This is a genomic window from Pseudonocardia sp. C8 (assembly GCF_014267175.1).
In the GTDB taxonomy this organism is placed as follows: domain Bacteria; phylum Actinomycetota; class Actinomycetes; order Mycobacteriales; family Pseudonocardiaceae; genus Pseudonocardia.
Genome location: NZ_JACMTR010000002.1, coordinates 3,968,325 through 3,988,062, shown reverse-complemented (window position 1 = coordinate 3,988,062; position 19,738 = coordinate 3,968,325). Strand labels below are relative to the sequence as shown.

The window sequence follows — 19,738 nt, the reverse complement described above, 5'->3', positions numbered from 1 at the left end:
GCTGCGGGTGTCGGGTGGCGCGTTCTTGCCCTGTCGGGGGCGCGACCGTGCTGGTCGAGAGCGAGCCACCGGCCGATCAGCGCGTTTCCGCCCGTCGGTCGGCGCGTTCGTGCTGATCGACGGCGGCGCGGGTGTCGATCAGCGCGTTCTGGTCCTCGGTGGGGCGTGTTCGTGCTGGTCGATGGTGGGCTGGCGGTCGATCAGCGCGTTCTCGTCCTCGGTAGGGCGTGTTCGTGCTGGTCGACGGCGGGCCACCGGTCGATCAGCACGTTCTTGCCCGGTCGGGGGCGCGACCGTGCAGACCGACAGCGAGCCACCGGCCGATCAGCGCGTTTCCGCCCCGTCCGAGGGCGCGACCGTGCTGATCGACCGCGCGGCGCCGGCCGAGCGCCAGGAGCGTGCCATCCGGGTCACACGAGCCGTGCGTGTCACGTGCGCGGGCCGCGCCCGCCGTCGTGCGCGGCGACTCCGGACGGCCGACGGGCGCGTCTCAGCTCCGGGTCTCCTCGAGCGCCAGCAGGGCCGCGCCGATCTTGCCGGCGTCGCCACGGTGGGACGCCGGGACCACCGGGGGGATCGGCCGGACGTCCGGCGGTCCGTAGTGGAACTCGCGCGCGGCCCGCCGGGCCGGTTCGAGGAGCAGGTCACCGGCGTCGACCAGCCCGCCGCCGATGAGGACGACCTCGAACTCGAAGATCGCGTTGATGCTGGCGATCCCGATGCCGAGAGCGCGGCCGAGCCGCTGGAACAGCGACTGCGCGGTCTTGTCCCCGGCGATCGCCGCCATCGTCACGTGCTGGCCGGTGACCTCGCCGCCCGCCTCGCGCGCCAGGCCGGCGATCATGCCGTCGGGGTCGTGGGCGGCGGCGCTGCGTCCCATCCGGGTCAGCGCGGTGCCGGAGGCCATCGACTCCAGGCAGCCGTAGTTCCCGCAGCCGCACCGCGGCCCCTCCGGGTTGACGTTCATGTGCCCGACCTCGGCACCGAGCCCGTGCGTGCCGCGGTAGATCTTCCCGCCGAGCACGATCCCGGCGCCGATGCCGGTGCCGACGGTCAGCAGCACCATGTCGTCGTTGCGGACCTCACCGAGCCGGGCCTCGGCGAACCCGGCGACGTTGCCGTCGTTGTCGACGACGGTGGGCAGCCCGGTCGCCGACTCCAGGACGCCGCGGACGTCCCAGTTCTCGTAGTTGTTGTTGGGCGCCCAGCGGATCCGCCCGGCCGGCCACTCCACCGCACCGGCCGCCCCCACACCGATCGCGCTGACCCCGGTACCGGCCTCGTCCGCGCGGAGCTCCTCGACCATCTCCCGGAGGAGGTCGTTCATGGTGCCCGCGTCGGAGGTTCCGGGGGTGTGGCGCCGCCGTTCCGCGTGGACGGTGCCGTCCTCACCCACGATCGCTCCGGCGACCTTCGTTCCTCCGATGTCGAGCCCGATCGCCCGCCGTCCGTTCGTCACCAGGGCATGATTACGACCGCGCGGTGTCCTGTCACGCCACGGGGGGGTTTGCGGATGCCGCCGGAGGGGAAGGATGCCTCCATGCCAGTCTTGCGACGAGTTGCCCGGCCCATGCTCGCGGCCACGTTCATCTACGGTGGCGTCACCGCGTTCCGCCAGCCCGAGGGGCACGCGCAGGCCGCCAAGGCCGTGCTCGACCAGGCGGAGCCGGTGATCGGCAAGGTGGTCGACAACGCGCCGCTGGAGCGACGCCCGGACGCCGAGACCCTGGTCAAGATCGACGCCGGGGTGAAGGTCGCCGCCGGCACGTTGCTGGCCGTGGGCAAGTGCCCCCGCCTCGCCTCCACCGCGCTCGCGGCGTCGATCATCCCGACGACGCTCGCCGGGCACCGCTTCTGGGAGGAGACCGACCCGCAGCAGCGGACCAACCAGCAGATCCACTTCCTGAAGAACGTGGGCCTGCTGGGCGGGCTGCTGATCGCGGCCGCCGACACCCACGGCAAGCCGTCGAACGCCTACCGGGCCCGCAAGCTGGCCGAGCGGGCGCAGGCCAGGCTGTCGTCGTCCGACTCGGAGTCCGGCGCGCATCTCGCCGCCGGCATCGCGGGGGCGGGCACCTCGATCGCGGCTGCCGCGGCCGGTGGCCGGGAGAAGCTGCACGGCGCCGTCGAGGAGTACGGCCCGGTCGTGCGGGAGCGGGCCACCGAATGGAGCGGGCGCGCGTCCGAGCAGGCCGCGCACCTCGGCGAGGTCGCATCGGAGCGGGCGTCGACCTGGTCCGAGCAGCTGTCGGTCGCCGCCGAGCGCGCCGCGAAGCGGGCCGAGAAGCGGGCGCAGGCGGCCGAGAAGAAGGGCGCCAAGCTCGCGAAGGCCGCCGAGAAGCACGGCGCGAAGCTGGAGAAGGCCGTCGACCGGCGCGGCGCCCACTACCGCAAGGCCGCCGGGAAGACCGGCGACAAGTGGCTCAAGGAGGCGGAGAAGCGCCGGGCCCGCTGGGAGAAGCAGGCACGGCAGGCCGCCGCCCGGGCCGAGAAGCGCGCCCCCGAGTACGCCGACCGGCTCGCCACCCTCGCCGGGCAGGCGCAGGCGCAGGCCGCCAAGCTCGGCTCGGACCTGGCCGACCGCGCGGCCGCCGCCGGTGCCGACACCGCGGCCCACGCCAAGAGCGCCGCCAAGGACGCCCGCAAGCGCGCCAAGGCCGCCGCTCGCTGAGCTCCGGTCGCCCGGCGTTCCCGTCGGCCCCCGGCGTTCGCACTCATGGTCCGAAAGTCCCGTGCCACGGGGCTTTCGGACCATGAGTGCGTCGTCGGTGGGACTCCAGAGGCCGGTGAGGCGGGTGTGACGGCGTCGGTCAGACCGGGCGCAGGACCTGCAGCTCGCCGGAGTCCAGGGACCGCACCTCGACCACGATCTGCCCGGACCACGACGGCGGCCGCAGGGCGTTCGCCATCCGGGTGAACAGCGCCTGGGTGCGGGCGTTCGCGGCCGCCTGCTCGCCGATCAGGTTCGGCATCATGCCGCCGGAGCGCTTCCGCACGGTCAGCGGCAGCACCGAGAGCTGCGTGGCGAGCCGGTGCAGCCGCGCGAGGTCCGCGGCCCGGCCGTTGAGGTCGGACTCGATCAGCGGCCGCAGCGCCGGGAGCGGCCGGTTCGACGAGCGCAGCAGGTGGTCGGCCGCGGTGAGCAGGATCCGGCGGGCGTCGAGGACGAGCGCCTGGTAGGCGCCGTGCACGGCACCGGGGAAACCGGCCCAGCCCAGCTTGCCGACCTCACCGAGCTGCTCGCGCAGGATGACACCGGGCGTGCCGGTGCGGTCGGCGGCCGCCACGACCCGCTCCCACCCGGAGATCCACGCATGCGTCTGGTGGCGCAGCACGGACAGGTTCGCCACCGCCGTGTCCAGCCCGGTGCCCGCCGTGATCGCCCCGTGTTCCAGCAGCTCGGTCTGGGCGGCGCGCAGCGACTCCTCGGCCGCGCGGAGCCGCGAGTCCAGCCGCATCCCGCAGGACGGTGCGAGGTCGCCGACCGCGGTCGTCAGCTCGTCCAGCACCCGGGCCTGGGTGCCGGTGGTGGCGATCTCCGCGGCCACGGTGAGCGCGAGCAGCCCGAGGCCCGCGCCCGGGGCCGGGCCGCCGCCCGGCGTCCCCACCGGCAGCAGGGCCGACGGGCCCGCGTGGCCGGGACCGTGGTCGGCGCCCGCCATCCGCAGCAGCGACTCCGCCCCGAACGCCTCGGGGAGCGCGAGCCGGAAGGTCAGGCCGCGTTCGGGGCCGCGGGTGCTGCCCGGGCGGGCGAGCCGCCGGGCCAGCTCGCTCGACGCCGACAGCGTCGAGCCCCAGGCCCGGTCCTCGCCGTCGCCGGCCGGTCCGGGCGCCGGGCGCCAGCTGAGCAGCAGGGCCGGGCCGGGCGGGACGCCGTGGTGAACGGGACGCGGGCCGCCGTTGCGTTCCGGCGTGGCGGTCTCCGTCCCGGCGGGTCGCCCGTCCAGCGGGAGCACGATGCCGCGAGGGTCGTCCGGGTGACCGAGCATGTCTCTCCAACGACGTCAGGGGCCGCAGGTCACGAGCCCGATGAGGGAGCCGTGACCCCATAGTGCCCTGCGTCGTTCCGGTCTCGGCCCTCGCCCCGGGGCGGCCGGGACCGGTAGAACTCCCGTGTGGGGACCGCATACGTGATCGGCACGTACGACACCAAGGGGGCCGAGCTCGCGTTCGTCGCCGACCTGGTGGACGCGGCGGGAGCCCGGGTGTGCCGGGTGGACGTGTCCACCCAGGACCCCGCCCGGGCGGCTCCGGGCGCCGACGTCGCGGCGTCCGAGGTCGCCGCGCACCACCCGGACGGCGCCGGTGCGGTGTTCACCGGGGACCGCGGCACCGCCGTGCGTGCGATGGCGGACGCGCTGCGGGCGTTCCTGGCCGGCTGCGACGACGTCGGCGGCGTGCTCGGCCTGGGCGGCTCCGGCGGGACGGCGCTGGTGACGCCCGCGATGCGGGACCTCCCGGTGGGCGTGCCGAAGCTGATGGTGTCCACCGTCGCCTCCGGTGACACCGCGCCCTACGTCGGCGCGAGCGACATCGCGATGCTGTACGCGGTCACCGACGTCGCCGGGCTGAACCGGATCTCGCGGAGGGTGCTCGGCAACGCCGCGCACATGCTCGCGGCGGCGGTGACCGCGCCCGACCCGCCCGCCGGCGCCGACCTGCCCGCCGTCGGCGTGACGATGTTCGGCGTGACGACCCCGTGCGTCACCGCGGTGCGCGAGCGCCTCGGCGACGAGGTGGACGCGCTGGTCTTCCACGCCACCGGCTCCGGCGGGGCGTCGATGGAGAAGCTGGTCGACTCGCACCTGGTCGACACCGTGCTCGACCTGACCACGACCGAGGTCGCGGACCTGCTCGTCGGCGGGGTGATGGCGGCCGGCGAGGACCGCCTCGACGCCGTCGCCCGGACGGGGGTGCCCTACGTCGGGTCCTGCGGCGCGCTCGACATGGTCAACTTCGGCGCCGTGGCGACGCTGCCGGAGCGGTTCGCCGAGCGGCTGATCTACGAGCACAACCCGAACGTCACGCTCATGCGGACCACGGTGGACGAGAACCGTGCGATCGGGCAGTGGCTGGCGGGCAAGCTGAACACCTTCACCGGACGGTGGCTGTTCCTGCTCCCGCTCGGTGGGGTGTCCGCACTGGACGCGCCCGGGCAGGCGTTCCACGATCCCGAGGCGGACGCCGCGCTGTTCGCCGCGATCGAGTCCGGGGTGTCCGATCCGGACCGCGTGCGGCGGGTGCCGCACCACGTGAACGACCCCGAGTTCGCCGACGCGGTGCTGGCCGCATTCCGGGAGGTACGGGCATGAGGCGGTTCACCCGCGCCGAGCTGATGGAACGCTTCGCCGAGATGGCGGCCCGCGGCGAGCCGATCGTCGGCGGCGGCGCCGGGACCGGCCTGTCGGCCAAGTGCGAGGAAGCGGGCGGGATCGACCTCATCGTCGTCTACAACTCGGGCCGCTACCGGATGGCCGGCCGCGGCTCCCTGGCCGGCCTGCTGGCGTACGGCAACGCGAACGAGATCGTCGTCGAGATGGCCGCCGAGGTGCTCCCGGTGGTGCGCCGGACGCCGGTGCTGGCCGGGGTCAACGGCACCGACCCGTTCCTGCTGACCGACCGGTTCCTCGACGAGCTCGCCGCGCTCGGGTTCGCCGGCATCCAGAACTTCCCGACCGTCGGGCTGATCGACGGCGTCTTCCGGGCGAACCTGGAGGAGACCGGGATGGGGTACGGCCTGGAGGTCGACCTGATCGCCGCCGCCCGGGCGAAGGAACTGCTCACGACGCCGTACGTGTTCTCCGCGGCGGACGCCCACGCGATGGCCCTGGCCGGTGCGGACGTCGTCGTGTGCCACATGGGACTGACCACCGGTGGCGCGATCGGCGCCGAGACCGCGAAGAGCCTGGACGACTGCGTGGAGCTCGTCGACGAGTGGGCCGCGGCCGCGCTCGAGGTGCGCGACGACGTGCTCGTGCTGTGCCACGGGGGCCCGATCGCGATGCCGGAGGACGCCGCGTACGTGCTGCGGAAGGCGCGGGTCTGCCACGGGTTCTACGGGGCCTCCTCGATGGAACGGCTGCCGACCGAGCGGGCGCTGACCGAACAGACCCGCGCCTTCAAGAACACCCTGGAGCGATGATGGCCGCGAAGCACGCCGCCCACCCGCCGCCCGGAGGCGACTGGCGCCGGCGGATGGCGGTGCGCGGCGGCCGCGTGTCGCACGCGCTGGCCTCGCACGGCTGGCTGGTGTTCCTGCTGATTGGAGTGGCGGCCGGACTCCTGCTCGGGGTCGCGATGGGCATCTCGGAGATCGGGCTGTACCCGGCCGGCGAACTGATCGGGCGCTCCATCGGCGGGGCGATCGCCGGGGTGCTCTTCTGCGCGGTGCCGTCGGTCCTGTTCGTGGGGCTGCCGGCCCAGTTCCTCGCGCGCGCCTACCTGCGGTCGGCGAGCCCCGAGGAGCGCGGCGCGATGCAGCAGGCGGTCGCGGACGCCCCGCAGCCCCTCCCGGACGGGCTGGCACCCGGCTCCTGGTGGGCCCACGCCTACCAGGGCTGCGTCGAGTCGGTCACCGCGTTCCACGGCGTGGTCCGCGCCGTGCCCGATGGGCCCGCGAAGGACTGGCTGCGCGACATCGGCCGCAGCCTCGACGCAGAGCTCGCGGAGGCGCTGCGGCTGGCGCGGCTCGGCGCGAGCGTGGAGGCCGGCGCGCCGGGCGGCGAGGCCGCCCGATCGGTCGGGGCCCGCCTCGAGGAGGCCCGGGCCGCGTTCCACGGCACCACCGAGCACGCGGCGTCGATCGCGCTGGATCTGCGGGCCGAGACGCGCTTCGAGGCCGTGCACGCCCAGCTCGACCAGCTTGCGGCGCAGGCCCCGCACCTGCGTTCCGGACCGGCCTGACCCGTCGAGGAGGAGACCCGATGCCCCGTCCGTACTCCAGCGCCGTGATCCCGGCGCCGCTGGCCGAGGTGTGGCCGCACGTCCGCGACTTCGGTGCCATCCACCGCTGGCACCCCGGGATCGAGGCGTGCGAGCTGACCCGGGGCGCGACCCCCACCGACATCGGGGCGCGGCGGCGGCTCGTCCTCGGTGACGGCGGCGTCGTCGTCGAGGACCTGCTGGCCCTCGACGACCGCGGGCACACTCTCACCTACGAGATCATCGAGTCACCGTTCCCGGTGCGCCGCTACCTGTCCACGATCCGGCTCGCTCCCATCACGGCCGTCGGTCACACCTTCGCCGAGTGGTGGGTGGAGTTCGACGCCGACGCCGCCGCCGAGGGGAACCTGGTCGAGCTGTTCGCGAACGGCGTCTTCGCGACCGGTCTGGCCGGGCTGGCCGGGCGCTACACCTGATTCCCTCCTGCCGTGCCGGTCACGACGGCCCCGGGCCGTGCCGGTGGTGATGCCCTCGGATCGGGCGGCTCAGCCGGTGGTCAGGTGCACCAGCGGCAAGCGGGCCAGCTCCGCGGGCGAGAGCGCCGCGGCGTCGCCGAGCACCTGCTGCTGGCGCTCCTGCATCCGCGCGTCCACCCGCTCCGCGAGGTGGTACGCGAGCCGCCCCAGCGTGCGCACCGTGGCGTCGTCGACCAGCGGGCGCCGGCCGGCCACGACCGCGACCCCGGTGGGCGTGCCGTCGTTCGCCTGCGCCGCACCGATCGTGAACGTTTCGCGCGGGTTCACGTGCCGGGAAGCGAGGTGGTCGCGCAGCTGCGGCAGCATCCCGTGCACCCGCCGGAGCTCGTCCGCGTGCTCGAGGCCGTCGAGGTCGGCGTCCGTGAGGACCGCCCCGCGCGGCGAGAAGCAGCGCACGTACGCGACCACCGCGCCCGTCCACAGCGCCTCCACCAGCGCGGCGTCGGGCTCGGGGGGCCGGCCGAGCGCGGCGACGAGGTGCTCGCAGCAGCGCAGCACGTACTGCAGGTCCTCGAACACGGCGGCGAGCCCGGCGAGCTCGCCGGCGCTCGGCAGGTCGAGCCGGCGCACCTGGGTCGGCGACACCGCCGCATCGGGCGCGGCGGTGTCCGGCGCGGTCTGGTCACCGCTCCGCGGTCGGGTCGTCACGGGTTCACTCCCTGTCCTGGCCGGGGAACATCCGCGCCCGCAGCTCCGCGAGCTCGGCCTGCACCGACGGCGCCGCCGGGCCCTCGTCGTCGCGCCCCGGCTCGATGCCGAGGGCACGCAGCAACGCGGCTGCCGGTGTGGCGGGGTCGCCGGTCTCCCCGAGCACCGGGTGCAGCCCCTCCGCGGCGAGGTGGTGGAACACGAGGTTCACCACCGTCCACGGGTTGTACGTCTCGCTCACGGCCACCTCGCCTCCGGTCGTGGTATCGCCTCGCCGCGGACGTCGCGCTCCGGCCGGCCGAGCAGCGTGTCGATGCGGTCGAGCACCCGCTCGGAGACCGCGTGCTGCAGCGCGTCCGCCTCGGCGCGTGCCTCCTGCGAGGTCAGGTCGAGCACGCGGACGAGGAAGAGCTCGACGAGCAGGTATCTGCACGCGAGATGTCCTGCGGTCGGCACGGCGGTGTGCACGGCGCTCACGAGACCGCCCGTTCCCCGTAGCGGGTGGCGAGGAGGCCGCGGCAGAAGATCCCGTTGCCCTCGATGCTCACCCGGGTGGTGCGCGCGAGCCGCAGCTTCAGCGGGAGTCCGTCGGCCCGCATCGGCGTCCCGTCGGTCTCGAGCAGCAGCGGCGCCGACGGATCCGCCGGCAGCCCGAGGTCGGCCCGGCGGCGCTGCAGCCGCGCGAGCGCGGCGGTTTCCTCCAGGTCGGCGAGCGTCGTCGCGAGCAGGTCGTCGAGCGTGCGCCCGCCCCGCAGCAGGCCGTCTGCCACCAGCTCCTGCGCGGCCGCGTGCGCCTTGCGCTGGAACCTCAGGCGCAGGTCGGCCAGGTCGACGGCGTCCGGGTCGGCGAGGCCGGGGAACGACGCGGAGAACCCGTCGCCCGCGGCCACCCCCGCGTTGATCTCGTCGGAGGCGAAGTGGTCGGCCAGCGTGACACGCGCGGTGCGCACGCCGGGCACCGCACGCACGGCGTCGGCGGCGTCGGCCACCATCAGGTAGGCGAAGTTCGGGGCGCAGAAGTACGTCGGCAGCCGCAGCACGACGATGACCTCGTCCCCGGCCACGGCGCACTCCTGCACGAACCGCAGGTCGGTGATCGACTCGTCCAGCTCCGGATCACGCACCGACCCCAGCGCCCGCCACACGGCGGGCGCCAGGTCGATGCGTGCCGGAGCGTGGGTCGTCACTGCCCCGCCACGGGGACGGGCCCCGCACCGACGGTCTCGCCCGCCACCGGCTCGGCGGGCACGGACAGGCCGCACCCGGCGGGCACCTCGAGGTCGTAGAGGCGCGCCGCGTTCAGCCCGAGGATCTTCTTCTTGACGTCGGTGGTGAGCACCCCGTACTCGGACTGCATGTCCTCGGGGATCTGGAAGTCGACGAACTGCTCCACGAGCCACTTCGGGTGCCAGATCGCGTAGTCGCTGGCGAACGTGAGCCGATTGTCGTCGAGCCAGTAGAGCAGCTCGCCGATGATCTGGGCGAAGTAGCGCGGCCGCGAGTGGATGAACGGCATCGCGACCGCCAGCCCGCCGTAGACGTTGGGCTCCTGCGTGGCGATCCAGCAGAAGTCCTCCAGCCGCGGCAGCCCGACGTGCTCGATGATGAACCGCAGCTCCGGGAACGCGGTGGCCACGTCGTCGACGTCGGCCACGTCGAACGCGTCGCGGTTGAGCGGGTAGATCGTCGGGCCCTTGTGCACGTGGATGTTGCGGATGCCCAGCTCCTGGCACTTCTCCAGGTACCGGTACGCCCACGGGTCCGACAGCTTCCAGCCCTTCGACTCGCCCTTCCACTCGGCGGTGTAGAGCTTCACCCCCTTGAGGTTCCACCGCTCGTGCAGCCGCTCGAGCGCCTCCAGCCCGCCCTCGCCGTCACGCGGGTCGAACGCACCGTTGACGATCAGCTTGTCCGGGTGCTTCTCGACCAGCGCGCCGTTGCGCTCGGTGGTGTTGAAACCGTTGACGTAGAAGTCGGTGAGGTAGGTCGGCTGGAAGATGGCCGTGTCGACGTACCCGTCCTGGAACAGGTCGGTCATGAGGTCCTGCTCGGTGTAGCGGCCGAACTTCTCCAACGACCACACGTACTCCTCGGGGGAGAGGTTGCGGTGGTAGTCGAAGAAGCAGTTCGTGAAGCCCTCCCCGTAGCGGTTGCGCTGGTTGGAAGGACTGCCGTCCCAGAAATGGATGTGGCTGTCGACGATGAAGTAGTTCTCGCCGTCCTTGGAGTACATGTGGTGGGCCCTTTCGCGTCAGGAACAGCCGTCAGGGAACGAGGATCGCCCGGCCGCGCACCCGGCCGGCGTCGAGGTCGTGCAGCGCGTCGAGCGCGGCATCGAGGGGGTACTGCCTGGTGTGGAGGGTGACCTTCCCGGCCTGGGCGAGCACCATGAGCTCGGCGAGGTCGGTGTAGGTGCCGACGATGTTGCCGATGACGTTCTTCTCGTTGGCCACGAATTCCAGGGTGGGTGCGGAGAAGTCGCCGCCGTAGCCGATGACGTACTGGTAGCCGTCGGGGGCGGTCATGGCCCAGGCGTCGTTCTCGGCGCCCTGTTCGGCGACGAAGTCGAACACGACGGTGGCGCCGTCGCCGCCGGTGAGGTCCTTGACGGCATCGACGTGGGTGCCGTCGGCCACGACGGTCTCGTCGGCGCCGATCTGTTTCGCCAGATCCAGCGCCTCGGGGTTCTTGTCGACCACGACGATGCGGGTGGCGGTGAGCGCGGCCAGGCATTGGATGCCGATGTGGCCGAGCCCGCCTGCACCCTGGACGACGGCGGTGGTGCCGGGCCAGAGCACGGGGACCGCCTTGCGCACGGCGTGGTAGGCGGTGATCCCGGCGTCGGCGAGCGCAGCGACGTCGGCGGGGTCGGTGTCGGGGTTGAGCTTGACGCAGGCCCGGGCCGTGGTGCGCAGGTACTCGGCCATGCCGCCGTCGTTGTCGCTCAGGCCGGGGAAGAACGCGTTCCCGCACTGCATGTCCTTGCCGCGGCGGCAGGCCAGGCACAGTCCGCAGGAGGGCTGGGGGTGCAGGATGACGGTGTCGCCGACGGCGACGTTGGTGACGCCGTCGCCGACGGCGTGGACCCAGCCGGCGTTCTCGTGTCCGATGACGTAGGGCAGCTGCGGGTTCATCGCCCCGGCCCACTGGCCTTCGAGGATGTGCAGGTCGGTGCGGCACACGCCGGCGCCGCCGATCTTGACGATCACGTCGAGCGGGCCCTGCAGCCGCGGCTCGGGGATGTCGTCGATCTTCGGGTCGGCGTGGTAGTCGTGCACGCGGACGGCTTTCACGGGAAGGACCTCCTCGGTTCGCGGGACGGGTCAGCCGACCGACGGGCCGAGCCCGAGCGACTGGGGGGTGCTGGAGTCGGGTGAGGGCTGCGGGATGCCGTCGTCGAGCTGCCCGAACTCGGTCATCAGGGACTTGTTCCAGGGCGTGACCTCCTCGGCCACCAGCGAGTTGGTGGTGAGGACGAGGCCGGCCACCGAGGCCCCGTTCTGGAGTGCGGAGCGCACGACCCGCAGCGGGTCGATGATCCCCATCTCGACCATGTTCCCGAAGCGGCCCTCCAGCGCGTCGAATCCCTCGTCGACGTTCATCTCGGTGACCTGCTTGACCACGTCGTCGCCGTCGTAGCCTGCGTTCGAGGCGATAAGGTGCACCGGCTCGGTCAGCGCCTGGCGCACGATCTCCACGCCGATGCGGTAGTCGCCGTCGACGTCGAGGACGTCGAGCGCAGGCTCGGCGTGCAACAGGGCGGCGCCGCCCCCGGCGACGATGCCCTCGGCGATGGCCGCGCGGGTCGCCTGCAGCGAGTCGTCGACCCGGTGGCGGACCTCTTTCGCCTCGGCGTTGGTCGGAGCGCCCACACCGATGATCGCGGCCTTGCCGGAGAGCCGGGCGATGCGGTCGGACAGGAAGTCCTCGTCGCTGCCGAGCGTGGCCCGGGCGAGCTCGGCCCGCAGCTGGGTGAGCCGCAGCTCGAGTGCGTCCCGGTCACCGCCACCGCCGATGATCGTCGTGCTGTCGCCGGTGACCCGCACCTGCGAGGCCCGGCCGAGGTGTTCGAGGGTGACCTGCTCCAACGCGAACGACGAGCTCTTGCTGTGCACCTTCCCGCCGCACAGCGCCGCCATGTCCTCCAGCAGGTGGATGCGCTTCTCGCCGAAGCCCGGTGCCTTGATCGCCACCGCCTGGAAGGTGCGGTTGACGTGGTTGTGCACCAGCATTTGCAGCGCCGTGCCCTCGACGGTCTCGGCGATGACCACCAGCGGCCGCCGGTCGCCGCGCATGATCGCGTCGAGCACCGGCATCAGGGACTGGACGTCCTTGATCTTCTCGGCGGAGAACAGGATGTAGGGGTCGTCGACGACCGCCTCGAGCGTGCCGGGGTCGGTCACCATGTAGGGCGTGACGTAGCCGTTGTCGAACTCGAAGTCCTCGACGAACGACACCGACAGCCCCAGCGTCGGTGAGTCCTCGACCGTGACGACCCCGTCGTCGCCGACGGTGTGCAGCGCCTTCGCGACGGCGTGGCCGATCGCCTCGTCGTCGTTCGCCGAGATCGCGGCCACCCGGGAGTAGTCCTGCTCGGTCGAGACGGGGTGCGCCGCCGCGCCGAGCCGCTGCACGAGCGTGCCCACCGCGAGGTCGATGCCCCGCTTGACGAGGACGGGGTTGCCACCCGCCGCGATGGCCTTCATCCCCTCCCGCACGATCGCCTGCGCCAGGACGGTGGCGGTGGTCGTGCCGTCGCCGACGGTGTCGTTGGTCTTGACGGCCGCTTCCTTGACCAGCTGCGCGCCCATGTTCTCGAAGGGGTCGCGCAGGTGGATCTCCCGGGCGATCGTCACGCCGTCGTTGGTGACCTCGGGCGAGCCGGTGATCTTCTCCAGGATGACGTTGCGGCCCTTCGGCCCGAGCGTGCTCTTCACGGCTTCGGCCAGCTGGTCGACGCCGGCCTGGAGCAATCGTCTGCCGTCGGCACCGAATCGCAGTTCCTTCGCCATCGTGCGGTCCTCCTGGAAATCTCGGAAACGTCGGTCTGCTGCGCGGGGGCGGATCAACGGAGGGGTCGTGAGTGGATACGAGTGCGGGAGCACTCGTATCCACTCACGGCCGTTACTCGACCGGCTTCAGGTCGAAGTCGAGGTGCTCGGCGGCGTCCTCCGGGTTGGCGAACATGATCGTGCGGTCGTCGAGGTGGACCATGCGCCCGTAGTGGGTCGACATGTTCTCCTCGAGCTCGGCCGCGTCGAACCAGCCCTCTTCCTCGCCTGCCTCCTCGTCCAGGTCGGCGTAGAGGACGTCGAACCGGCCGTGGCCGTCGACGCGGATCATCGACGGCAGGTGGGCGACGTCGACGTTGTCCAGCCGCGACAGCACGTTCGCGATCACGGCGCCCACCTGGTTGTTCATCAGCGTGAAGCCGCACATGTTCGAGGCGGTGTTGTCCGACCGGAACGGGCTCGCGGAGGTCTTGAACGCGGTCACTGCTTCAGCTCCTCAGGGGTGTCGAGACCGAGATCGCGGCAGATCCCGGCGAACCTGTTCTTGGCCTTGTCGAGGCTGTCCTCGAAGCGCGGGGGCTTCGCGTCGGGCTGTGACCACAGCGGCTGCATCTGGCGCGCCGCCTCGAGCGCCTGGGCCACCCAGCGCGACAGCCAGCCCTGCATGAGGCCCTTGTTGTGGTCGGCGAACTCGCGGTCCTGGGTCAGCGGGGCGAAGCAGGCGGTCGTCCAGCGCAGGTCACGCTGGGCGTAGTCGTACTCACCGGCGCCCATGACCGTCGGCGTGACGAAGTCCCCGTTGCCGGCCGCGGACTGCATCACGAGGTTGCTGCGGAACAGCTCGCCGACCAGCGGCTCGAACACGACGTTCGCCGCGAAGACCGCCTCACCCCAGTCGTCCTCGACCGCGGTCAGGGCCTCGCACATCTTGCGCGCGCCCTGCCACTCGGCGTCGGCGTTCCACGCCTCGACGTGGGCCGAGCCGTCGAAGCCGGAGATCTCCTCGGTCAGCGTGAGGTTGTAGAGCGCCAGGTCCTGGGCGAACCGGATCTTGCGCGTGCTGTTGGCGGCGAGGGCGGTGTTGTGCATGTTCGTGGGCGCCGAGCGCTCGTTCGCGGCGAACACGTACAGCCCGAGGATGTGCTCGATGTGCATCCAGGCGCCGACGTTGCGCTCGACGAACCGCACCCAGTTCGCCGTCCACTGGCCGAACGCCTTGGAGTGGCGCGCGTTGTCGACGTTCTGTGTGAGCTGCCGGACGACGTTGGCGTTGTACCGGTAGAGGCTCTGCTCCCACTCCTCGTTGGGGTCGCGGAACTCGTGCCAGCCGTGCGCGGGCCAGGTGAAGTCCGGCGACATCCCACCCGTGCCGACCCCGCGGACCGGCTCGGGCTTGTCGACGCCCCAGGCCTTCAGCTTGGTCCAGTGCAGCGGGTAGCCGCCCTCGCCGTCGGCGAAGCCGTAGATCCAGCCCTGCGTCAGGTAGTGCCGCGGGTCGGGCTGCACCTCGACGGTGACGTCCTCGTAGTGGGTCTGCTTGCGCTTGGCCGGCGTGAAGTAGTTGTAGCGCCGGGCGCTCGCGCCGGAGTCGGGGAACTCGCGCGCCCCGGCTTCGGCGTCGGTGAAGACGGGCTTCGGGACGCTCCGTTCGGGACGTTCGGTGGTGGTCATGGACGCTCCTCCGGCTCACCGGTGGTGGTGAACCTGTCGTAGAAGATGTGGTTGTCGGCGCATCCGAGCCGGGTCAGCTCCACGATCGCGGCGTCGACCATCGGCGGGGGGCCGCAGACGTAGGCGTCCTTCCCGGCCAACGTGGACTCGCGCCGGGCGAGGACCTCGGTGATCAGGCCGGTCTCGCCCGCCCAGTCGTCGTCGGCGGAGGGCTCGGACAGCGCCGGGACGTAGGTGAAGCCCGGCAACTGCTCCGCCAGCGCCGCCAGCTCCTTCTCGAAGCACAGGTCCCGCCGGGCCCGCGCGCCGTAGTAGAAGGTGACCTTGCGTTCGATCCCGCGCTCGGCCATCGACCGCAGGAGCCCGAGCATCGGCGCCATCCCGGCGCCGCCGCCGACGAACACCAGGTCCGAGGTGCGGTTCTCGCGGAGGGTGAAGGTGCCGAACGGCGCCTCCACCGCCAACCGGTCACCCACCTGCAGCCGGGTATCGAGATGCTCGGAGAACAGCCCGCCGGGATAGACCTTGACGACGAACTCGAGGTCGCCCTCCCGGTTGGGCGTGTTCGCCATCGAGAACGAACGGGTCTCCTCGGTGCCGGGTACCTGGAAGTCCATGTACTGGCCCGGGAAGAACTTGATCTCCTCGGGCTCGACGAGCCGGACGACCAGGTGCCGCATGTCGTGGGTCACCGGTTCGATCGCGACGATCTCGACGGTGCCGGTCCGCAGCGGCAGCCCGGAACGGATGATCTCCTCGTCGTAGTTGAGGAGCTCGATCGTCAGGTCCTCGTAGGCGTGCGCCCGGCAGAGCAGCGTCTGCCCCTCCTCCTTCTCGTAGTCCGGGAGCGCGAACGTCGAGTAGCTGTCCAGCTCGATGTCCTCGCCCTCCAGGACGAAGGACTTGCACGCCGAACACTGGCCTTCCTTGCAGCCGTGCATGAGTTGGACGCCCTGCTCGGCTGCGGCGCGCAGGATCGTCTGGTCGGAGTCGACCTCGATCTCGATGCCGACCGGTTCGAACCGGACGACGTGCTTCTCACCCACGGGGTCTCCAGCTCTCGAGGCGGGGCGGGGACGGGTTCCGGCGGGGGAGGACCGGTGAGGCCGGCCCTCCCCCTCGCCTGACCCGCGCTCAGGCGTCAGTCGGGGCCGGGCGCCCGGCCGGTCCCTGTCGGACGTAGTCGGCGGCGAACGCCTGGCGCTCGGCGTCGCTCATCTCGTTCAGGACCACGTTCGGGCTCTGCAGCGGCGGCATCCGGCGCATGTGGTCGAGCGTCCACATCTTCTTCGGGTCGAGGTCCAGATGCGGCTGCGCGGTCATCGTCCTGCCGTCGTCGCGGACGAAGCCCATGTCCTTCACGACGTCGGCCCAGTTCCAGCCGTGGTAGAGCGTCTCCCACTCGCGGTGCCCGATGAGGCGGCCCATGTTCGGGGTCTCGCGGCCCTCGTAGGTCGGCCGGAAGGCCACCGTGTCGGTCCAGCGGCACATCTCGTGGCAGTAGGTGCGCCACTGCCCGTCCACCTGGTCCATGACCATGTCCTCACGCACGAGGCAGGGCACCATGCAGGTCCAGCACCGGTGCGGGTACACGTAGTCCACGTCCTCGGCGACGATCGCGTGGTGCCCGTTCGGCGTGGCGAGGCGGCTGTAGTTCTCCCACCACTTGCCGTACCGGTCGTACCAGCCCGGGTACTTGTGCTCGAACCACTCGAAGTCCTCGTCGGTCATGCCGTCGATCCGCCAGTAGTTGGCGAGCCACCCGGTCGCGAAGAACTGCGCCACCTCGTGGACGTAGCCCTTCTCCCAGATCTGCTTCCACGACTCCTCGACGAGGTCGTGCGGCACCGTCAGCCCGTACTTCTCCAGCGGCACGAGGTAGGAGCGGTAGTAGTCGTCGTAGATCCAGCGCCGCCACATCTCCGCGTAGGACTCGCGGTCCTTGCGGCGGTCCTTCGTGCCGTACTCGATGAACGTGCCGATGGCCGCGTCGACCACCCGGTGGTTGTTCCACCACGCGTACCGCAGGTCGCGCTCGAGCAGCTGGCGGTTGTCCTCGTCGGACAGCGCCATCAGCAGCGTGGCGTAGCCGTTGGAGATGTGCCGGGACTCGTCGGACTGCACGGAGTGGAACACCGTGGGCAGCAGGTAGTCGCCGTTGGCCGCGGCCTCGGCGGGCATCGCGACGAACAGCGTGTTGGTGAACGCGGTCTCGGCGATGATCGTCAGGTAGATGCTCGCGGCCGTGATGGCGTCGCCGGTGATGAACCCCTCGGCGAACTGCCGCCCGATCGTGCCGGCGTAGTCGCTCTGGAAGTTGCGCAGGCTGTTGTTGAAGCCTGCCGGGTCGATGTAGTTGTTCATGTACAGGCGCTTGAGGTTCTGCTGGATCGTCGAGTGCCGCACCTCGTCGATCATCTGGATCGCCTGGCCGTTGTGCAGCTCCGGGTTCGGCACCACGTTGAACAGCATCGGCATCGAACGCGCCGCCGAGATCTCCGGCAACGGGATGATGGACAGGAACAGCTTCTGCCACTCGAGCCAACGCTCCTGCACCTGGCGGAACATGTTGCCGCGGATCGCGCCGTCCTGGGCGCCGTACACGCGGTGGTCCTTCTCCTCCTCCATCGGGAAGTAGGAGCGCAGGACCTGCTTGAGCGGGTCCTTCTTCGCGGCTTTCCGGAAGGTGTAGTCGGTGCCGTACTTCATGTACGGCTCGTGGTACTGCGGTTCCCAGGCCAGTTCCTGGATCTTCTGGTGCGCTTTCGCCAGACTCTGCCGACTCAACGTCATCTCCTCACGGGTGGTGGTAGTGGCCATGAGCCCCTATGGAGCCCCGATGAGCCGCCGACGGCGCGGGCGTCCTCGACTCCGGAGGTAGATCCGAGATGGCCGGCCGGAATCGCCGCTTCCGCGGCCGTCCGCCTCGTGGTGCCGATCACACCCGGTCCGGCGGTCGCGTGCGGTCTCAATCTGAGACGCGGTTGCGGGTGATCGTGGCACTACGCTTGGCGAACCGCCGGGCGCGGACCTGACCGGGTGCACCGGCGCATCGACGACGCTGTCGAGGAGGCACTGTTGGCCGCACGCACGGAAGCCGGACCGCCAGGACGACGCCCGCACGCGCGCCAGCCCCCGGAACGCGGTGGTGTCGCGGCTGCGCGGGGACGTCCGCCCGCCGGTCCCGGCACCGAGGACCTCGCCCGGGCCCGCGTGTCGTTCCTGCTGGACGAACCGGTTCAGCCCGGGGTCGTCCGCGAACCGATCCTCGCCTCCTGGACCCGCTCGCTGACCTGGCGGGTTCCGGCCGATCACATCGAGCTGCCGTACGCCGACGACGTCGACGTCGACACCCCGCTCGCCCGGGCCGCACGGCCGGTGCTGCGCGAGGTGGCCGACCAGTTCGCGACCGAACCGGTGAGCGTGCTCCTCTGCGACGCCGACGCGGTGGTGCTCGACCGGCGCACCGGCGACCCCACCCTCGAGTCGTACCTCGACCAGGTGCTGCTCGCCCCCGGGTTCAGCTACGCGGAGCGCCACGTCGGGACCAACGGCATCGGTAGTGCCCTGGAGGGCGGCGGACCCGCACAGGTGTTCGGGCACGAGCACTACGTGGAGCACCTCGAGGATCTCGCCTGCGCCGGTGTGCCGATCCGGCACCCGGGCACGGGCCGAGTCCTGGGGGTCGTCGACGTGACCTGCTGGCGGTCGGACGCCGGGACGATGATGACCACCGCGGTCGCCTCGGTCGCCCGCCGGATCGAGGAGGCGGTACTCGAGCACGCCGGGCGGCGCGAGCACCTGCTGCTGCAGGACTACCTGCAGGCGTGCCGACGCAACCGGGGTGCGGTGTTCGCGATCGGTGCGGACCTGCTGATGATGAACGACCGGGCCCGTGAGCTGTTCGACCCGGGCGACCAGGCACCCCTGCTCGCCGAGGCGGCGGAGGCCCTCGGTTCGGGGCGTGCCCGCCAGCTGGTCGTCGACCTTCCGAGCGGGCTCACCGCGCGCGTCTACTGCAAACCGAGCTTCTGTGAAGCGGGGGTGAGCGGCGGCGTGCTCCAGGTGCACCCCGTCGCCCAGATGGGTCCGGCCGAGCGCGGCAACGCGGCGTCGGCGCACGCCCCGCCGCTGCCCACCGCCGTCGGTTCCAGCACGTCCTGGCGGAAGTGCGCCTACGCCATCGACCGGCACTTCCAGGCCCAGGAGTGGCTCATCCTCGAGGGCGAACCCGGGGTCGGCAAGGCAACCCTCGCGCGGGCGACGCACCAGAACCGCACGCCGGCGCGCCACGTGCGCCTGCTGGACGCCGACGGCTACGGCCCGCACTGGATCGGCGAGGTCGTCGACGAACTGGAGAACGGCGCCAGCACGCTCATCCTCACCCACCTCGACCAGCTGCCCGCGCACGGCGTGGATGCGCTCACCCACGCGCTCGATCCGTACCGGGAGGCCACCGGGGCCGACCGGCCGTGGGTCGTCGCCACCGTGACCCGCGGGAGCCGCCACCGCTCGCCGGACCTGGCCGGACTACTGTCCTGCTTCCCGCGGACCGTCGAGGTGCCGGCGCTGCGCCACCACATCGAGGACGTCGCCGAGCTGGTGCCGCACCTGCTCGGCCGCCTCGCCCGCGGTACGCTGACCTGCTCCCCGGAGGCCATGCACGTCCTCATGCGCAACCGGTGGCCCGGCAACGTCGAGCAGCTCCGGCAGGTGCTGCGCAAGGTGGTCGCCAAGCGCCGGGTCGGCGTCGTGGAGGCAGGCGACCTGCCACCGGAGTGCCGCGCCACCACCCGTCGCGTGCTCACCCCGCTGGAGGCGATCGAGTGCGACGCGATCATCCAGGCGCTTCTCGACACCGACGGCAACAAGGTCGAGGCCGCACGCCTCCTCGGCTCGTCGCGGGCGACGATCTACCGCAAGATCCGTGAGTACGGCATCTCGATGCCGGGTCCTCTCGAGGCGGTGCAGCGCGAGTAGCTGCCGGGT

At 71.8% G+C, this 19,738-nt stretch carries 19 protein-coding genes; 6 read left to right on the top strand and 13 right to left on the bottom strand.

Translation table 11 applies throughout. The features are described 5' to 3' along the window. Nucleotides 1-490: 490 nt before the first annotated feature. Nucleotides 491-1,459, bottom strand: coding sequence for an ROK family protein (locus H7X46_RS18965; protein ID WP_186360678.1), 969 nt, complete (start codon nucleotides 1,457-1,459; stop codon nucleotides 491-493). A gap of 111 nt (nucleotides 1,460-1,570) precedes the next feature. On the opposite strand from H7X46_RS18965, the gene H7X46_RS18960 reads away from it, so the two are divergent. Beyond that, nucleotides 1,571-2,671 carry a DoxX family protein gene (locus H7X46_RS18960; protein WP_186360677.1) on the top strand — a complete coding sequence of 367 codons (1,101 nt, stop codon included), beginning with the start codon at nucleotides 1,571-1,573 and terminating at the stop codon, nucleotides 2,669-2,671. Nucleotides 2,672-2,810: 139 nt separating this feature from the next. Here H7X46_RS18960 and H7X46_RS18955 read toward each other — a convergent pair whose 3' ends face one another. Then, on the bottom strand, nucleotides 2,811-3,989 hold the full coding sequence (locus H7X46_RS18955) for a hypothetical protein (protein WP_186360676.1): 1,179 nt from the start codon (nucleotides 3,987-3,989) through the stop codon (nucleotides 2,811-2,813). A 126-nt stretch (nucleotides 3,990-4,115) separates the two neighbouring features. Between H7X46_RS18955 and H7X46_RS18950 the strand changes: the two genes are divergently transcribed. From H7X46_RS18950 to H7X46_RS18935, 4 genes are read left to right on the top strand one after another with little or no spacing between them, the layout of a single operon-like run. Then, the gene (locus H7X46_RS18950; protein ID WP_186360675.1) at nucleotides 4,116-5,312 is read left to right on the top strand and encodes a Tm-1-like ATP-binding domain-containing protein; all 1,197 of its coding nucleotides are present in this window, start codon (nucleotides 4,116-4,118) and stop codon (nucleotides 5,310-5,312) included. Next, nucleotides 5,309-6,142 (top strand): phosphoenolpyruvate hydrolase family protein, encoded by an 834-nt coding sequence (locus tag H7X46_RS18945; protein WP_186360674.1) that lies wholly within the window; start codon nucleotides 5,309-5,311, stop codon nucleotides 6,140-6,142. Before H7X46_RS18950 ends, H7X46_RS18945 begins: the two co-directional genes overlap by 4 nt. Next, on the top strand, nucleotides 6,139-6,903 hold the full coding sequence (locus H7X46_RS18940) for a hypothetical protein (RefSeq protein WP_186360673.1): 765 nt from the start codon (nucleotides 6,139-6,141) through the stop codon (nucleotides 6,901-6,903). Before H7X46_RS18945 ends, H7X46_RS18940 begins: the two co-directional genes overlap by 4 nt. Nucleotides 6,904-6,923: 20 nt before the next feature. Then, a complete protein-coding gene (locus H7X46_RS18935) occupies nucleotides 6,924-7,358 on the top strand; it encodes an SRPBCC family protein (RefSeq protein ID WP_186360672.1) in 435 nt (144 codons plus the stop codon). A gap of 69 nt (nucleotides 7,359-7,427) precedes the next feature. On the opposite strand, the gene H7X46_RS18930 is transcribed toward H7X46_RS18935, so the two are convergent. From H7X46_RS18930 to H7X46_RS18880, 11 genes are all read right to left on the bottom strand, one after another. Further along, on the bottom strand, nucleotides 7,428-8,066 hold the full coding sequence (locus tag H7X46_RS18930; protein WP_370588852.1) for a hypothetical protein: 639 nt from the start codon (nucleotides 8,064-8,066) through the stop codon (nucleotides 7,428-7,430). A gap of 4 nt (nucleotides 8,067-8,070) precedes the next feature. Further along, entirely contained in the window at nucleotides 8,071-8,307 is a 237-nt protein-coding gene (locus tag H7X46_RS18925; protein ID WP_186360671.1) for a hypothetical protein, read from the bottom strand. Beyond that, a complete protein-coding gene (locus tag H7X46_RS18920; protein ID WP_186360670.1) occupies nucleotides 8,304-8,543 on the bottom strand; it encodes an iron dependent repressor, metal binding and dimerization domain protein in 240 nt (79 codons plus the stop codon). Before H7X46_RS18920 ends, H7X46_RS18925 begins: the two co-directional genes overlap by 4 nt. Then, nucleotides 8,540-9,253 carry an iron-sulfur cluster assembly protein gene (locus tag H7X46_RS18915; RefSeq protein WP_370588851.1) on the bottom strand — a complete coding sequence of 238 codons (714 nt, stop codon included), beginning with the start codon at nucleotides 9,251-9,253 and terminating at the stop codon, nucleotides 8,540-8,542. Before H7X46_RS18915 ends, H7X46_RS18920 begins: the two co-directional genes overlap by 4 nt. Further along, a complete protein-coding gene (locus H7X46_RS18910) occupies nucleotides 9,250-10,299 on the bottom strand; it encodes an amidohydrolase family protein (protein ID WP_186360669.1) in 1,050 nt (349 codons plus the stop codon). Before H7X46_RS18910 ends, H7X46_RS18915 begins: the two co-directional genes overlap by 4 nt. A gap of 31 nt (nucleotides 10,300-10,330) precedes the next feature. Then, nucleotides 10,331-11,359 (bottom strand): NAD(P)-dependent alcohol dehydrogenase, encoded by a 1,029-nt coding sequence (locus H7X46_RS18905; protein WP_186360668.1) that lies wholly within the window; start codon nucleotides 11,357-11,359, stop codon nucleotides 10,331-10,333. 30 nt (nucleotides 11,360-11,389) lie between these two features. Beyond that, nucleotides 11,390-13,078 carry a chaperonin GroEL gene (groL, locus tag H7X46_RS18900; RefSeq protein ID WP_186360667.1) on the bottom strand — a complete coding sequence of 563 codons (1,689 nt, stop codon included), beginning with the start codon at nucleotides 13,076-13,078 and terminating at the stop codon, nucleotides 11,390-11,392. A gap of 112 nt (nucleotides 13,079-13,190) precedes the next feature. Continuing rightward, on the bottom strand, nucleotides 13,191-13,562 hold the full coding sequence (gene mimD / locus H7X46_RS18895) for a propane 2-monooxygenase effector subunit MimD (RefSeq protein ID WP_370588850.1): 372 nt from the start codon (nucleotides 13,560-13,562) through the stop codon (nucleotides 13,191-13,193). After that, nucleotides 13,559-14,749, bottom strand: a complete 1,191-nt coding sequence (locus H7X46_RS18890) for a toluene hydroxylase (protein WP_186360666.1) — start codon at nucleotides 14,747-14,749, stop codon at nucleotides 13,559-13,561. The genes mimD and H7X46_RS18890 overlap by 4 nt, the downstream gene beginning before the upstream one ends. Further along, complete coding sequence (locus H7X46_RS18885; RefSeq protein WP_186360665.1) at nucleotides 14,746-15,795, bottom strand: FAD-binding oxidoreductase; 1,050 nt, start codon at nucleotides 15,793-15,795, stop codon at nucleotides 14,746-14,748. Before H7X46_RS18885 ends, H7X46_RS18890 begins: the two co-directional genes overlap by 4 nt. 88 nt (nucleotides 15,796-15,883) lie before the next feature. Next, nucleotides 15,884-17,521: a methane monooxygenase gene (locus H7X46_RS18880; protein WP_186362760.1), complete on the bottom strand. Its 1,638-nt coding sequence runs from the start codon at nucleotides 17,519-17,521 to the stop codon at nucleotides 15,884-15,886. Between the two features lie 306 nt (nucleotides 17,522-17,827). Here H7X46_RS18880 and H7X46_RS18875 point away from each other — a divergent pair, with 306 nt between their 5' ends. Then, complete coding sequence (locus H7X46_RS18875; protein WP_186360664.1) at nucleotides 17,828-19,729, top strand: sigma-54-dependent Fis family transcriptional regulator; 1,902 nt, start codon at nucleotides 17,828-17,830, stop codon at nucleotides 19,727-19,729. Nucleotides 19,730-19,738: the final 9 nt, after the last annotated feature.